The organism is Thermoanaerobacter sp. A7A, assembly GCF_000445185.1.
Lineage (GTDB): Bacteria > Bacillota > Thermoanaerobacteria > Thermoanaerobacterales > Thermoanaerobacteraceae > Thermoanaerobacter.
Genome location: NZ_AVAF01000108.1, coordinates 20,695 through 36,722 on the forward strand (window position 1 = coordinate 20,695; position 16,028 = coordinate 36,722).

General features: G+C 33.1%; 12 protein-coding genes and 1 pseudogene. All 13 read left to right on the top strand.

The genetic code is table 11. The features are described 5' to 3' along the window. Window positions 1-153: 153 nt before the first annotated feature. Window positions 154-1,152, top strand: a complete 999-nt coding sequence (locus M663_RS0107225; protein ID WP_029688454.1) for an inorganic phosphate transporter — start codon at window positions 154-156, stop codon at window positions 1,150-1,152. Between the two features lie 14 nt (window positions 1,153-1,166). Next, window positions 1,167-1,781 (top strand): DUF47 family protein, encoded by a 615-nt coding sequence (locus M663_RS0107230; protein ID WP_029688455.1) that lies wholly within the window; start codon window positions 1,167-1,169, stop codon window positions 1,779-1,781. Between the two features lie 216 nt (window positions 1,782-1,997). After that, a pseudogene (locus M663_RS14630) lies at window positions 1,998-4,702 on the top strand (sigma 54-interacting transcriptional regulator). 164 nt (window positions 4,703-4,866) lie between these two features. After that, on the top strand, window positions 4,867-6,156 hold the full coding sequence (locus M663_RS0107240) for a PTS sugar transporter subunit IIC (protein WP_029688456.1): 1,290 nt from the start codon (window positions 4,867-4,869) through the stop codon (window positions 6,154-6,156). A gap of 61 nt (window positions 6,157-6,217) precedes the next feature. Further along, window positions 6,218-6,967, top strand: a complete 750-nt coding sequence (gene chbG / locus M663_RS0107245) for a chitin disaccharide deacetylase (protein ID WP_029688457.1) — start codon at window positions 6,218-6,220, stop codon at window positions 6,965-6,967. A 27-nt stretch (window positions 6,968-6,994) separates the two neighbouring features. Continuing rightward, the gene (locus tag M663_RS0107250; RefSeq protein WP_029688458.1) at window positions 6,995-7,306 is read left to right on the top strand and encodes a PTS sugar transporter subunit IIB; all 312 of its coding nucleotides are present in this window, start codon (window positions 6,995-6,997) and stop codon (window positions 7,304-7,306) included. Window positions 7,307-7,324: 18 nt separating this feature from the next. Next, on the top strand, window positions 7,325-7,657 hold the full coding sequence (locus M663_RS0107255; protein WP_029688459.1) for a PTS lactose/cellobiose transporter subunit IIA: 333 nt from the start codon (window positions 7,325-7,327) through the stop codon (window positions 7,655-7,657). After that, a complete protein-coding gene (locus M663_RS0107260; RefSeq protein ID WP_029688460.1) occupies window positions 7,650-8,960 on the top strand; it encodes a 6-phospho-beta-glucosidase in 1,311 nt (436 codons plus the stop codon). The genes M663_RS0107255 and M663_RS0107260 overlap by 8 nt, the downstream gene beginning before the upstream one ends. A gap of 97 nt (window positions 8,961-9,057) precedes the next feature. Continuing rightward, the gene (locus tag M663_RS0107265) at window positions 9,058-10,452 is read left to right on the top strand and encodes a glycoside hydrolase family 1 protein (protein WP_029688461.1); all 1,395 of its coding nucleotides are present in this window, start codon (window positions 9,058-9,060) and stop codon (window positions 10,450-10,452) included. A gap of 149 nt (window positions 10,453-10,601) precedes the next feature. Beyond that, window positions 10,602-12,038: a PTS mannitol transporter subunit IICB gene (locus tag M663_RS0107270; protein WP_029688462.1), complete on the top strand. Its 1,437-nt coding sequence runs from the start codon at window positions 10,602-10,604 to the stop codon at window positions 12,036-12,038. Window positions 12,039-12,049: 11 nt separating this feature from the next. After that, the gene (locus tag M663_RS0107275; protein ID WP_273702661.1) at window positions 12,050-14,104 is read left to right on the top strand and encodes a BglG family transcription antiterminator; all 2,055 of its coding nucleotides are present in this window, start codon (window positions 12,050-12,052) and stop codon (window positions 14,102-14,104) included. After that, complete coding sequence (locus tag M663_RS0107280; protein ID WP_004399758.1) at window positions 14,097-14,537, top strand: PTS sugar transporter subunit IIA; 441 nt, start codon at window positions 14,097-14,099, stop codon at window positions 14,535-14,537. Before M663_RS0107275 ends, M663_RS0107280 begins: the two co-directional genes overlap by 8 nt. Before the next feature lies 1 nt (window position 14,538). Next, window positions 14,539-15,705 carry a mannitol-1-phosphate 5-dehydrogenase gene (locus M663_RS0107285; RefSeq protein WP_029688464.1) on the top strand — a complete coding sequence of 389 codons (1,167 nt, stop codon included), beginning with the start codon at window positions 14,539-14,541 and terminating at the stop codon, window positions 15,703-15,705. The last annotated feature ends 323 nt before the right edge of the window (window positions 15,706-16,028 follow it).

Sequence of the window (16,028 nt, forward strand, 5' to 3'; positions counted from 1 at the left end):
GTAGAAAAAGCATGTTCTCAATTGCGGAAAATTTTAAAACATGCTTTTTGTTTTTCAAAAATTTGAAGTATATATAAATAACTTATATAATTGTTTTAAGTATTTGTGCATAAAATAAAAGTTAAATATGGCTTTTTTACTCGAGGTGATGTCATGGATTTTTATTTTATTGCAGTTATAGTAATATTTTTTTATATATTTGTAACTGGTTTTCACGACGAAGGAAATCTTGTTGCTACTATTATATTTTCAAGGTCTATAGATGCAAAAAAAGCTTTTATTCTCGCGGCTGTTGCACAATTTTTGGGTACAGCAATAATAAGTACTAATGTCAGTAAGACAGTGGCAAAGGATATTGTAAAATATGAGTATTTATTTAAAAGCGGTTACAATATCAGTCTGTTGATATTATGCGGTTTAATTGGTGCCATGATATGGAACTTTATTACCTGGTATTTTGGAATACCTTCTAGTTCTTCTCATGCGTTAATTGGCGGAATGTTAGGACCTTTTGTCTTAGAATACGGTTTTAACTCAATAAATGTACAAGGTATACTATTTAGAGCTATTCTTCCTTTGTTTCTGTCTCCTATAATAGGATTTATTACGGGATATTTAATAACGTTTTTTTTATCAGAAATATTGAAAAATCAAACGCCGGCAGTGAATAATATACTTAAAAAACTGCAATATTTTACTCTCTTTTTTCTCAATGCAGGACAGGGGTCAAATGATGCCCAAAAAGGGATGGGTTTAATCGTTATTTTAATGATGATAAAGGGACAAACTCATAATTTTGAAGTACCTTTTAACATAAAATACATATCGGCTTTAATGATTTCTTTTGGACTTATATTAGGAGGTTTTAGAATAATCAAGAATGTAGGAGCAGGAATATACAGAGTAAGGCCTTTTCATTCCTTTAATGCACAGCTTTCTTCCCTTTTAGTTGTAAGTATAGCAGCAATCATTGGTGCACCAATCAGCGGTACACAGTTAATTAATTCTTCAATTTTAGGTATTGGGGCAAAAGAAAGACCTACTGCTGTTAGGTGGCAGTTTGCTAGGGGAATAATTATGGCGTGGTTTATAACAATTCCTGTATCTTTTATAATCTCTTATTTGATTTACGGTTTGAGTAAGCTTTTATGAGGGAGGTGAAAAGAGTGAATGTATTTAAATGGTTATTTTCTAAAGAAATAGATTTCTATAAATTACTAGAAAAACAGTCAAAATTAACTATTGAAGGAGTTTGCGCTCTTGAGAAATACATGACAACAGGTAATATCGAAGATGGACATGAAGTAAATAAAATAGAGAAAGAAGCTGACAGAAAAAGACAGGAGCTAATAGATGAACTTGATAAGACCTTTATTACTCCCTTTGACAGAGAAGATATTTTTCAGCTGTCAAAAGCTATTGATGACATATTAGATTATGCTGATACAACAGTTAAAGAGATGGAAATATATAATTTACAACCTACATCAGAATTGCAGGAAATTGTTACTGTTATAAAATTTAGTACTGACCTTATCCACAAATCAGTGTGCAATCTTAATAAAAATAAAAAAGAAGGTATGAAACAGGCATTAAAAGCTAAAAAATATGAAAATGAAGTGGAGAATTTATATAGAAAAAATTTAGCGAAACTGTTTGAAGAAGAAGATGTAAAATATATTTTAAAAATGAGGGAAATTTTCAGACATTTAAGCAACTGTGCTGACAAAATAGACCTTGCAGGAGATATTTTAGGGCATATTTATGTAAAAATGATGTAAAGTGTAATGTAAAGTTATAGGGCGAGTTTTTACGAAGGTGATGGAAATGTTGCGGATTGAAAGCGCTCATTGGGGCGCTTTTATTTTTATTCATCTTTTTTTAAGGTGGTTGTAAATTTAAGTAGATACTCTAAGTAAAGATAAAAATTAAGTGTTTTAAAGTGTATTATTTTTTTGTCTTTTATGATAAAATGTATCGTAAAGGGGGCGAGTGATGTGAAAAGAATTGATAAAGTTTATAATTGTGTAAAAGAATTATGTAGCAAGCAATTTGCTGAAAGAGGAGAAATAATTGGAGTTTCAGCTATGGAAATTGCACATGCCCTTAATATACAAAGAACAAATGCTTCCAGCGATTTAAATACCCTTTTTAGAGAAGGAAAAGTTATAAAAGTTGAAGGCAAACCAGTTTTGTATAAGGTTAAAGAACTTGATATGGTTTCTGATGAAAGTGATATGGTAGTGAAAGATGTATTTGACAGCATAATAGGAGCTAATTTAAGCCTTAAAAATGCCGTACAACAAGCAAAAGCTGCTATAATTTATCCTCCCAATGGCCTTCATACACTTTTGCTTGGAGAGACGGGTACAGGCAAATCCATGTTTGCAGAGGTCATGTATAGTTTCGCAAAAGAAATTGGAAGGATAAAAAGGAACGCTCCTTTTGTGACTTTTAACTGTGCTGACTATGCTAATAATCCGCAACTTTTAATGTCACAACTATTTGGAGTGAAAAAAGGAGCGTATACAGGTGCCGATAAGGATAGAATGGGCCTTGTTGAAAAAGCAGATGGTGGCATACTTTTCCTTGATGAAGTCCATAGACTTCCACCAGAAGGACAAGAGATGCTTTTTTATCTGATTGATAAAGGACTTTATAGACGGCTTGGAGAATCTGAAACACAACATAAAGCGAATGTTTTAATAATATGCGCTACAACAGAAAATATTGAGTCTACTCTTCTTAGGACTTTTATAAGGCGGATACCAATGGTGATTAAATTGCCAGCTTTAGCAGAAAGAACATATGAAGAAAGATTTGAACTTATTAAAAATTTCTTTAGAGAAGAAGCAGCTATTATTAACACTGATATTATGATCACTTCAAATGCTTTGAAAGCTTTATTGCTTTATGAGTGTCCTAATAATATAGGTCAACTGAAAAGTGATATAAAACTTTCAATTGCAAAAGCTTATCTTGGGTACATGATGAAAAGAGATAAAGGAGTATGCGTGCATACTGAAGATTTACCTGAGTATGTCAGAAGAGGATTGTTTAAGTATAAGGAATCGAAAGATGAAATTGATAGATTTATTACGGGAGATATAATAAAGTTTTCAGTTGATAATGCTACTCCTGTTATCCAACAGAATAATCAGATATTCAATTTTTATGAGGCATTAGAGGAAAAAAGGAAAGCTTTGGAGCAAAAAGGACTTAACGAAAGTGATATAAAACTCATCATGAGCATTGATATAGAAACATATTTGAAAAAGTATCTCTTAAATCTGGATAAAAATAATTTGGAGGAATTATATAAAATAGTAGATAAAAAGATTGTTGATATAGTAAACGATTTTTTGAATTATGCCAGCAAAAAGTTAAAAAGGTCCTTCAGTGAGAAAACTTTATACGGCCTTTCTATGCATGTAGCCAGTTTTGTCGAAAGAATACTAAGTGGCAAAGACATTGTAAATCATCAGCTGGAAAATATAAAGAAGGTGTATGAGAAAGAATTTGAAGTGGCAAATGTTTTGAGAGAAAGGGTCCAAAAAGAGTTTAACATAAAAGTACCTGATGATGAAGTGGGTTTTGTTACAATGTTTTTATGTCTTGACGAAGAAACAAAGGAAAAAGACGAAGGGGTAGGCATTATTGTTGCAATGCATGGAGAAGCCGCTGCTACTTCCATTGCGGAGGTTGCCAACAGGCTTTTAGGTGAAAATTATGTAATTGGTTATAATATGCCACTTGATCAAAAACCAGAAGTTGCATTAAATAATTTAACTAATATTGTGAAGAGAGCTGACAAAGGAAGAGGTGTATTACTCCTTGTTGACATGGGTTCCCTAGTATTATTTGGTGACATGATATACGAAAGGACAGGAATACCCGTCAAAACAATTGAAATGGTTTCCACTCCCATGGTTTTAGAGGCGGCAAGAAAGGCTTTACTCAACGCATCTTTAGAGGAAGTGTATGATGCAGTCGTCAATTTCAGTCCTTATGTAGGCAGAATCTATAAAGACAGTGTTAAATTTGAAGATTCTCTTAAAAAGAATGTTATAATAACTGCTTGTATAACCGGTGAAGGGACAGCAGTTAAACTTAAATCAATACTTGAAAGAGACCTTAACTTAAAAGAGAAAGATATTGATGTTATTCCTATTGAGGTTGAAAGCAAAAGAGAATTTAGAAGAAAACTACTCAACATCAAAGAAGAAAAAAATATTTTAGCTGTTGTAAGTGCTATAAATCCACAGGATGATTCTATATTGTATATTTCTACATCAGATGTGTTTGACAATGATAAATTATCTGTATTGAAAAATAAAATTGAAGCTCTTTCGCAAATTGAGGTAATTGATAACATGAAGGAGGTTATAAGAGAAAATATAAAGATAGATTCAGAAAAATATATATCTTCTTTTAAAAGATTTTACGCAGCTTTAATAAGAGAAGGAGTAAATTTAAATGAAGATATTACAATAGGATTAATACTTCATCTTGCTTGTGTAATTGAGCGTATATTACAAGGAAAACAGTTAATACACATGAAAGATACACAAGAATACATTAAGAATTACCCAAAAGAGTTTGATATTATAAAAAAGCTATAAGGATTATCGAAGAAGGATGTAATGTAAAGATTTCAGACGAAGAATGCGCAAATATGATGAAAATAATCTATTCACTTTGATACACATATGTGTATTGAATACGTTTTTGAACAATACACATTGAAACGGATTTGATATGATATCATCATTCAAGGCGGAAAAGCAAGAGTCCGCGGGGCAAGTGCTATTTGGCATGACTTCTGCATAAAATATAGTGCAAAAATTTAAAAAAGGAGTTGGTCTAATGGATACATTTATTAATTTTCTTGACAGATATTTTATGCCTGTAGCAGGTAGACTTGCTGAACAAAGACACTTAAAATCGATTCGTGACGGAATAGTTGCAACAATGCCATTACTTCTCATTGGGTCATTCTTCTTAATTATAGCTTTTCCGCCTATACCTGCTCTTGAAGTCCTTGTTAAACCTTATGTCAATGATTTGTTAAAAATAGTCAATGCAACATTTGGGATAATTGCTATGGTTGCATCTTTTACAATAGCTTATTCACTGGCAGGAACATATAAAATAGATCCTGTAGCTTCTGGAGTATTGAGTTTGTCGACTTTTATGTTGTCAGTACCTTTAACACAAGATGGTAACATTCCTCTGAGTTGGATGGGAAGCCAAGGGTTGTTTGTTGCAATGATCATAGGAATTTTTACAGTAGAAGTCCAAAGGAAATTTGTAGAGAAAATTTTGATTATTCGTATGCCTGAAGGAGTTCCACCTTCTGTGGGTAGAGCTTTTGCAGCATTGATTCCGGGCGCTGTAACTATCACATTTATTTGGATAATACACATGATACTAATTAAAACAATTCATTTAACAATACCGGAAGCTATTAATAAATTGATAGCTATTCCGTTGTTAAAATTAGGTTCTACACTTCCAGCTGTTATCCTTGCAATACTAGCAATTCAGTTCTTATGGAGTGTAGGTATTCATGGTGCAGCCTTAGTAGGAGGAATTTTAGGGCCAATCTGGCTTACTTTTACTCAGGAGAATTCAGCTGCAAAAATTGCCGGCGAAAAAATTCTTCCTCACATAGTAACACAGCAATTTTTTGATATTTTCATATATATAGGTGGTTCAGGAACAACTCTTGCGTTAGCATTGCTTTTAATTTTTGCTACAAAATCTGCCCAATTGAAAGCAGTTGGTAAAGCTGCTATTTGGCCAGGTATATTTAACATAAACGAACCTATTACTTTTGGTATGCCAATAGTTATGAATCCAGTCATGATTGTGCCGTTTATATTAGCTCCTATTTCTGCAGGACTTATCACATACATAGCGATGGCGTTGAATTTAGTGGCAAGACCTTATGCTTTAATTCCTTGGACGACTCCTGTATTAATTAGTGGTTTCTTAACAACGGGAGATTGGAAAGCTATTATTTTACAGATTATAAATTTTGCTGTAGCTGGAGCAATTTATTATCCTTTCTTGAAACTATGGGACAATAAGAAATATGAAGAAGAGCAGCAATTGAAAAAAGAAGAAGAAAAATTAGCTGAGACGAGGGCATAATGATATATCCTGAGAGGCGTCGCCTCTCAGGATATATATTCCATAAAAAGGGGTGGTACAGATGAAATATCTAATTGTAAATGCTGATGATTTTGGGCTGACAAAAGGAGTTAATAAAGGAGTTGTTGAATGCTATAAAAACGGTATTTTAAGAAGTACTTCTATAATGTGTAATATGCCTTATGCTAATGAAGCTTTACAAATAAAAAAATTATGTCCAGATTTGGGTTTTGGAATACACATAACTCTAGATGCTGGTAAACCGTTGAGTAGTGCTGGAAAAGTAAATACCTTGATAGATGAAAGAGGGTATTTTAAAAGAGGCTTTCCACATTCTTTAGATGATGCTGATGTGGATCAAATCAGAACAGAAATAGAAGAGCAGATTAAAAAAGCTTTTTCTTTAGGGGTTTCTATCACTCATATGGATAGCCATCATCATGTGCAAAGTCATCCCAAGGTAATAGATGTATTTATAGAAATGGCTCACAAATATAACTTACCTGTACGATCTACTCCATTGGATAGGGAAATAATTATTAAAGCTGGCTTAAAAACAGTTGATAATTTTATTTATAATTTCTATGATGAAGGTGTTAAAAAAGAAAATTTATTGTCTATATTAGGTAGTATAGAGGAAGGTATAACAGAAATAATGAGCCATCCAGCGTATGTAGACAACGAATTAATGAATATTTCGTCTTATAATACAAAAAGAGAAATTGAAAGAACAATATTGACTGATAAAGATGTTTTACAATTTATTCTGAATAATAACATTTTATTAGTTAACTATTCGATATTAAAATAAGTTTAAACTAAAAGGAGGGTATATACAATGAGGATTCTATTAATCTGTGGTGCAGGAATGTCTACAAGCTTGTTAGTTGAAAAGATGAAAAAAGAGGGCGAAAAAAGAGGGATGAAAGATTTATACATTTTTGCAGAAGCAGCAGATAATTTAGAAAAAGTAATAGATAATTATGATGTTATATTATTAGGTCCTCAAATTAGGTATAAAGAAAAGTATGTTTCTGAACTTGCAAAAGAGAAAAACAAAGTATATAGAGTAATTCCACCAAACGTATATGGGATGATAGATGGAGCCAAAACATTGGATTTAGCAATTGAGGCGCTGAAAAACAAATAAAGTTTAGGAGGCAGAAAAATGGATCTTGAACAAATTGTTTTCACTATCATATCTCATGCAGGAAATGCACGAAGCAATTGTTTTGAAGCATTAAAGCATGCAAGAGAGGGTAATTTTGAGGAGGCCGAAAAGTGTTTAAATAAAGCAAGTGAAGAGCTTTTAGAAGCTCATCACGTTCAGACAGATATGATACACAAAGAAGCGGCAGGAGAAAAACAAGAAGTTACACTTCTTTTAGTACATGCAGAAGACCATCTTATGAATGCAATTCTTGCAAAGGAATTGATAACGGAAATGATTGACTTGTATAAAGTTATTTATCAGACAAAGGGGGCAACTTTTAATGTTTAAAAAGGATCTGAAAATTGGTGTAATAGGAGGGGGTTCTAGTTATACTCCCGAACTTATTGAAGGATTCATTAAAAGGTATGAGGAATTGCCAGTAAAAGATATCTACTTAATGGATATAGAGGAAGGCAAAGAAAAACTTGAAATTGTTGGTGGCCTTGCAAAAAGGATGGTAGAAAAAGCCGGCATAGGGATAAACATTCATCTGACTCTGGACAGGCGTGAAGCCATAAAAGATGCAGATTTTGTTGTTACTCAGTTTAGAGTGGGAGGAATAGATGCCAGAATCCGAGATGAAAAAATTCCTCTAAAGTATGATGTTATAGGTCAGGAAACAACTGGACCCGGTGGTTTTGCAAAAGCCCAGAGGACAATACCCGTTATACTGGATATATGTAGAGATATAGAAGAACTTGCGCCGAACGCATGGCTTATTAATTTTACGAATCCTTCAGGAGTTATAACAGAAACGGTTTTAAAACATACAAATGTAAAAGCTATTGGCTTATGCAATGTACCGATAGGCATGGTATATGGTATTGCAGAAATACTTGGTGTTGACCCAAAAAGAGTGAATATAGATTTTGCAGGTCTTAATCATTTAGTATGGGGTACCCATATTTACCTGGATGGAGAAGACGTGACAGAAAAACTAATAGACAGTTTTGCGGGCGCTAAATCTTTATCAATGAAAAATATACCTGAGTTTCCATGGGACCCTGAATTTATAAAATCTCTGGGCATGTATCCTTGTCCATATCACAGATATTATTATTTAACTGATAAAATGCTTGATGAACAGAAAAAAGAAGCTGCTACAGTAGGCACAAGAGGAGAAGTCGTTAAAAAGGTAGAGCAAGAATTATTTGAATTATATAAAGACCCAAATTTGAATATAAAACCGCCGCAATTAGAAAAAAGGGGAGGAGCTCATTATTCTGATGCTGCTTGCTCCCTGATAAGTTCAATATATAATGACAAAAAAGACATACATGTGGTCAATGTGAGAAACAATGGTACAATCGCAGATTTGCCAGATGATGTGGTGATAGAAACAAATGCAATAATAGATAGAAATGGGGCTCATCCGATAAATATTGGACATGTGCCAGCGAAAATAAGGGGTTTAATGCAAGCAGTAAAAGCCTATGAAGAACTTACTATAGAAGCAGGGGTAAAGGGGAACTATTATACAGCTTTACAGGCGTTGACAATTCATCCATTAGTACCTTCTGCGACTGTTGCTAAAAAAATTCTTGATGATATACTTGAGCAAAATAAAGAGTATTTGCCACAGTATAAATAGAAATATTGCTGATTTTACAAAGTAATTTTTTCCGTTAAATTACTTTTTACTTTTTAAATAATATTTTGAATTATCTTGCGCAAGGAGGAAAATAATTATGGCTAAAGAATACAAATTTCCTGAAGGATTCTGGTGGGGGTCTGCAACGTCAGCAGTACAAATAGAGGGAGCTGCAAATGAAGATGGAAAGGGAATGAATGTATGGGATTATTGGTACAAAAACGAGCCAAATCGCTTTTTCGATAGAGTAGGCCCTCAAGTAACATCTGATTTTTACCACAGATATAAAGACGATATAAAACTGATGAAAGAACTTGGACATAACTCTTTTAGATTTTCTATTTCATGGTCGCGGCTGATACCTGGTGGTGTTGGTGAAGTCAATAAAAAAGCCGTAGAGTTTTATAACAGTGTCATTGATGAGCTTATAAAAAATGATATAGAACCGTTTGTTACGCTATTTCACTTTGACATGCCTATAGAAATGCAAAACATGGGAGGTTTTGAGAATAGAAAAGTAGTAGAATATTTTGCTGAATATGCCAAAACATGCTTTGAGTTGTTTGGAGATAGAGTCAAAAGATGGATTACATTTAATGAACCAATAGTTCCTGTATTAGGTGGATATTTATATAATTTCCATTATCCAGATATAGTAGATTTTAAAAGAGCAGTACAATTCGCTTATGGCACAGTGCTGGCAAGTGCGAGAGCAATAGAGGAATTTAAAAAATTACAAATAGAAAGGGCTAAAATAGGTATTGTTTTAAACTTAAGTCCTGTATATCCCAGGAGTAATCATCCGGCTGATTTAAAAGCCGCAGAGATTGCAGATTTGTTCTATAACAGAAGTTTTTTGGACCCAACTGTCAAAGGAGAGTATCCTAAAGAACTTGTTGAACTTCTAAAAACTTACAATCATCTACCAGAGTATTCGGATAGCGACTTAGAATTAATTAAAAATAACACTGTGGAATATTTAGGAGTAAATTATTATCAGCCAATTAGAGTTAAAGCTAAAGAAAATATGCCAAATCCATATGGAGTATTTACACTTAATTGGTTTTATGATGAGTATATTATGCCAGGCAGAAGAATGAATCCTTATAGAGGATGGGAGATATACGAAAGGGGAATATATGACATAATGATAAATTTAAGAGATAATTATGGCAATATAGGGTCTTTTATTTCGGAAAATGGAATGGGAGTTGAAGGAGAAGAGCGTTTTATAAAAGATGGAATTATCCAAGATGATTACAGGATAGAGTTTATAAAAGAACATTTGAAGTGGCTCCATAAAGCAATTGAAGAGGGATGCAATGTAAAAGGATATCATTTATGGACTTTTATGGACAACTGGTCCTTCTTAAATGCATATAAAAACCGTTACGGTCTTGTATCTGTCGATCTAAAAACACAGAAAAGAACTATAAAGAAAAGTGGATATTGGTATAAAGAATTATCCGAAAACAATGGATTTGTTGATTAATCATAACCGGTTTTTTCGCCGGTTATTTTTTTATCTTCAATTTTGTCAAAGAAAACGAATGACAAAACTGATTTTCTTTGAATTGCATAAATGCATATAGGGGTTTACAATAATTATAGAAGAATAAATGCAAAAAGGAGGTAAAATTTATGCAAAACACTAATGCTCTCATAACTGGTGGCGGAAGTGTAAAAGCGAAGTTGCAAAGGCTTGGTGGCTTCTTGGCTGGCATGGTAATACCTAATATTGGTGCCTTTATAGCATGGGGACTTATTACTGCTTTCTTTATTCCAACAGGGTGGATTCCAAATGAACATTTGGCTAAACTTGTTGGACCTATGATAACGTATCTTTTGCCAATTTTAATTGGTTATACTGGTGGTAAACTTGTATACGATGTAAGAGGTGGAGTGGTAGGAGCCATTGCAACAGCTGGTATCATAATCGGTTCATCTATACCGATGTTTCTCGGTGCTATGCTGATGGGGCCTTTGGGAGGCTATGTAATTAAAAAATTTGACGAGCTTGTAGAAGGAAAAATCCCGGCAGGTTTTGAAATGCTTGTCAACAATTTCTCAGCAGGTATTTTAGGTGGTTTATTAGCAATTTTAGCATTTCTTTTCATTGAACCAGTGGTAAATGGAATTTCAGTAGGATTAGGTGCAGCAGCTCAATGGGTGACAAACAAAGGCTTATTACCGTTAATAGCAATTTTTATAGAACCAGGGAAGATATTGTTTTTGAATAATGCTATAAATCACGGCATACTGGCTCCTCTTGGAGTAGCAGAAGTTAAAGAGTTTGGGAAGTCAATATTCTTCTTACTGGAAACTAATCCAGGTCCAGGTTTGGGGGTTTTACTGGCATATTGGCTTTTTGGAAAAGGCGATGCAAAACAATCAGCTCCGGGTGCTATCATAATACACTTTTTTGGCGGAATACATGAAATATATTTTCCCTATGTTTTGATGAATCCATCACTACTCTTGGCAGTTATAGGCGGTGGAATGGCTGCAGACGCGACATTTGTTTTGACAAAAGCGGGTTTGGTAGCTACACCTTCACCTGGTAGTATATTTGCAGAAATAGCTATGGCACCAAAAGGCGGATTACTTCCTGTACTTGCGGGTATTACAGTTGGTGCTGTTGTTTCCTTCCTGATAGCTTCAGTCATTGTAAAAAGGGCAAGTGAAGAAAGCATGGGTGCTGAAAGTATGACCTTTGCTCGCTCGGTCGTTAGCGGACTTAAAGCGCAAAGCAAAGGACAAAAAGTTGAAGAAATAAAGCCAAATGCACAAAAAATAGAAGGTATGCCTAAAATGATTGTTTTTGCCTGCGATGCTGGTATGGGTTCGTCAGCGATGGGAGAAACTATTTTAAAGAAAAAATTAAAAGAAGCAGGATTGGATATCGTAGTTAAGCATTCTGCTGTAAATCAAATACCAAAAGAGGCGGATGTTGTATTTACCCAGGAAAACCTTGCAGAAAGAGCTTCTCAGGTTGTGCCAAATGCTAAAATTGTAACGGTCAAAAACTTTTTAGACAATACAGTCTATGATGAATTTGTAAAGAACCTTAAAAAATAAAATAAAAATTTATGGTGAAAGGTATGGAAGATCTAACTGTAAGACAAAAATTTATATTAAAAACTTTATTAGAGAAAGGTCCTTCTAATATAGAGGACCTTTCCAAGCTTATGGATGTAAGTGGAAGAACTATTATGAGAGAAATAGCCTCTATAAACAATAATTTAAAAAAATATAAAGCCGTTATTGTAGAGGACAATGGACAAATCATTTTAAAAGGAGAGGAAGAAGCGTTAGATAAAATCCATGCTTCTTTAGGTGCCATTCCTCTCCAATGGCTTTTAACTCCAGAGCAAAGGCAAATATTGATGACAATACAATTGTTGCTTTCAGAAGAACCCATAAAAGCTGCTTATTTTAGTTATCAATTTAATGTTGTAGAAGGAACTATAAGTCTCTATCTAGACAAAATAGAAGAATGGCTGAAAATGAGAAATTTATCTCTTATCAGAAGAAGAGGTTATGGGATTAAAGTAGAAGGAAGTGAATTAGATAAAAGAAATGCAATTGTGGAGCTGTTTTATAACTATAAACCCATAGAAGAACTTTTAGCTTTTGTCTATAATGATGAAAAAGACAATTATGTATACACATTCTTTAGTACAGTTTTTGACAATGAGTTAGTTCAATTAGTGAAAAGAATTGCACAGCAAATTAAGAATGTTATACATGGTCACTTATCCGACTTAAATTACTTTGGGATGTTTGTACATTTACTTGTTTCTATTTACAGAACAAAAATAGACAAGCCAATACAGCTTAATGATGAATTTGTAAAGGACATTTTACTTTCTAATGAATTTATTTTCATGAAAGATGTAGAAAAAATATTGAAAGAAAATGAAGTATATTTGCCAGATGCTGAATTGGCATATTTGGCTCTTCATTTAAGTCCCAAAAAATACGTCTATAAACAAAATAGATTTGAAGAACTTGGCATTTCTTTACAAGATTTATCAAAAGAGGTTGTGGAAGAAGTTTCTCGGCTTTTAAATATAAAGATAAATTGCGACGAACAACTTATTGTAGGACTGTCACAGCATTTTGAACCTGCTCTTTATAGATTGACAATGGGACTTCAGACTACCAATCCATTAGTAGAAGAAATTAAAAATTACTATGGTGATTTGTTTAAAGCAGTAAATAAAGCTTGCAAGTTAATTTTTTCTAAATATAATCTCATGATACCGGAAGAAGAGATTGGATATATTACAATGCATATTGGAGCTGCAATTGAAAGACAGCAAGCTTTATCAAAAAAATTGAGAGTTTTTGTTATATGTCCAAATGGGATTGGTACGGCGAGAATATTATCAGCTAAATTAAAGACTCTTTTTAGAGAAGTTGATGCTATTGACATTGGGGCAATATGGGAGTATAAGAAAAAGGGTGATAACTATGACCTAATAATTTCTACAGTAAAGCTTGAAGATTTAAAAGATAATGTAATTGTGGTATCGCCTTTTTTGACAGAAGAAGATATTAAAAAGGTAGAAGAGTTTATAGAGAAATATGTAGTCAAGAAAGAAAGAGAATTGACAGGGAATTTGCCGACGGTGGAGAGAAGACGAAATTTTGAAATAGCAGATGAGATACTTCGAAATTTGCAATTAAAATACGTGGAAGCAAAAACTATTGAAGATTTAATAAAATTCATAGCAAAAGATTTATATGATTTAATGCTTACTGAAGATGCAAAAGAAATAGAAGAGCTAATCTTTAAAAGGGAAGCCATGGGCAATGTTGTCATACCAAACACCCACATTGCTTTAATTCATACAAGAAGTGACAAAATGGTAATGCCTTTTGTCGGCGTCTATAAACTAAAAACTCCATTAAAGATGAAAAGTGCTGGTTTTTCTTATGAAGAAGTAGACACTTTTCTTGTGATGTTAGCAAGGAAAGCAGAAAGCAGTGAAATATTAGAGATGTTAGGTAAAATAAGTATTTCGCTTATAGAGGATAAAGCTTTTAATGAAATATTGAGGCTTGGCGATATCAAAGATATTAGAAATAGCTTAGTTACAATACTAAATGATACACAGGAGGCTTTGGAAGATGAATAAAGAAATACTAAACGAAAATAATATCGTATTAAATGTACCATCAGAATCTAAAATACAAGCTATTGAAAGAGTAGGGAATTTGCTTTTTAAAAATGGCTATGTCGAAAAAGAATATATAGAAGGTATGAAAAAAAGAGAAGAAGATGTAACAACTTATATAGGTAATGGTATTGCTATTCCTCACGGTGTTTCTGAGTATGTAAAATATATAAAAAAATCTGGAATAGTTATAGCGCAATATCCTAAAGGAGTAGATTTTGGAGATGGAAATATTGCCTATATTGTCATAGGAATTGCAGGCAAGGGAGATGAACATTTAGAGATATTATCAAAAATAGCTCTTACCTGCCAGTATGAAGAAAATGTCGAGAAATTGAAAAAGGCAAGGACAAAACAAGAAATAATAGAAATACTTCAAAAAGGTGATGAATAATATGTTAAAAGCGGTTCATTTTGGAGCAGGGAATATAGGCAGAGGATTTATAGGATATTTGTTGTATAAGTCTGGATATGAAATAACTTTTGTTGATATATCAAAAGAATTAGTAGAAAGCATAAATAATTATAAAAGATATAATGTGATTATTTTAAAAGATAATGTGGAAAAAGAAGAAGTAAAAAACATCAAAGCTATTCATATCGAAGATGAAGAAAATCTATCCAAGGCTATTGTAGATGCAGATATAATTACGACTTCAGTAGGAGCTAATAATCTTAAGAGCATAGGGGAAAAATTAAGAAATTATTTAAAGATAAGAAAAGCTAACATTGATAAACCTTTGAATATAATGGCATGCGAAAATGCACTGTTTGCAACAAATATACTAAAAAATAGTATATTGGAAAAGGGGGATAAAGATTTTATTGAGTACGTAAATCAAAAAATTGGTTTTCCTAATACGGCTGTGGACAGAATAGTACCGAATGTAGATATAAAGAAAGAACTGCCAATAGATGTAGCAGTGGAAGATTTTTATGAATGGGATATTGAGAAAAAAGCAATTATTGGGGATTTAAATATCAAAGGGGCAGAACTTGTCGCTGACCTTGAACCTTATATAGAGAGAAAATTATTTTTATTAAATGGAGCCCATGCTACCACTGCATATTTAGGATATTTAAAAGGGTATAAATATATACATGAAGCGATTCAGGACGATTTTATAAGAAATATAGTCTCTAAAATGCAAGAAGAAGCTTCTATCGCCCTTTCCAAAAAACATAATATAAAAATTGATAATTTAAGAGAATATTCAAATAAAGTAATAAAAAGGTTCAAAAACTCCTATTTAAAAGACGAAGTTGTAAGAGTGGGAAGAGAGCCTACAAGGAAATTGTCTGGAAATGACCGGTTAATGATGCCTGCCAAACTTTGTTATGAAATTGGAATTACGCCTGAATTTATACTATATGGTATAGCTGCAGGGTTTTTGTTTGATTATAAGGAAGACCCTCAAGCTTGTAAAATTCAAGATGACATTAAAAATTTCGGCTTAGAAAAAACAATAAGCAAAATTACAGGTTTAGAAGAAAATAGTGATTTATTACATGAAATTGTAAAGAAGTATAAAGAATTAAAAGAAACTTTTAGGAAAAGATGATATAGATTGGATTCTATATAATCTCAGACTGTAGACAAACTTTCGGAAAGGAGATATTTTGCATAAGGAGCGACTTGTGACAAAGCGGTAACAAAACTTAACAAGACCGAGGGTGGAGGCAGGGCCGAAGCCATGGATGGCGAAGGCGGGCACCTGAGACAGGATGTCGAATGTGCCCGGAACCCTACCGGAACCCGAAGGTCGAGCTTAGTTTTGTCGCTTTGGAACACTGGAGCTACAATGCAAAATATCTCCTTTAAAAAATTTTTGACTTTGTCAACAAACTGAGATGATATAGATTGGATTCTATATCGTCTTTTTAA

Coding starts and splice junctions, on each gene's coding strand:
- M663_RS0107225 (WP_029688454.1), top strand. CDS start 154: ATGGATTTTTATTTTATTGCAGTTATAGTAATATTTTTTTATATATTT.
- M663_RS0107240 (WP_029688456.1), top strand. CDS start 4,867: ATGGATACATTTATTAATTTTCTTGACAGATATTTTATGCCTGTAGCA.
- chbG (WP_029688457.1), top strand. CDS start 6,218: ATGAAATATCTAATTGTAAATGCTGATGATTTTGGGCTGACAAAAGGA.
- M663_RS0107250 (WP_029688458.1), top strand. CDS start 6,995: ATGAGGATTCTATTAATCTGTGGTGCAGGAATGTCTACAAGCTTGTTA.
- M663_RS0107255 (WP_029688459.1), top strand. CDS start 7,325: ATGGATCTTGAACAAATTGTTTTCACTATCATATCTCATGCAGGAAAT.
- M663_RS0107260 (WP_029688460.1), top strand. CDS start 7,650: ATGTTTAAAAAGGATCTGAAAATTGGTGTAATAGGAGGGGGTTCTAGT.
- M663_RS0107265 (WP_029688461.1), top strand. CDS start 9,058: ATGGCTAAAGAATACAAATTTCCTGAAGGATTCTGGTGGGGGTCTGCA.
- M663_RS0107270 (WP_029688462.1), top strand. CDS start 10,602: ATGCAAAACACTAATGCTCTCATAACTGGTGGCGGAAGTGTAAAAGCG.
- M663_RS0107275 (WP_273702661.1), top strand. CDS start 12,050: ATGGTGAAAGGTATGGAAGATCTAACTGTAAGACAAAAATTTATATTA.
- M663_RS0107280 (WP_004399758.1), top strand. CDS start 14,097: ATGAATAAAGAAATACTAAACGAAAATAATATCGTATTAAATGTACCA.
- M663_RS0107285 (WP_029688464.1), top strand. CDS start 14,539: ATGTTAAAAGCGGTTCATTTTGGAGCAGGGAATATAGGCAGAGGATTT.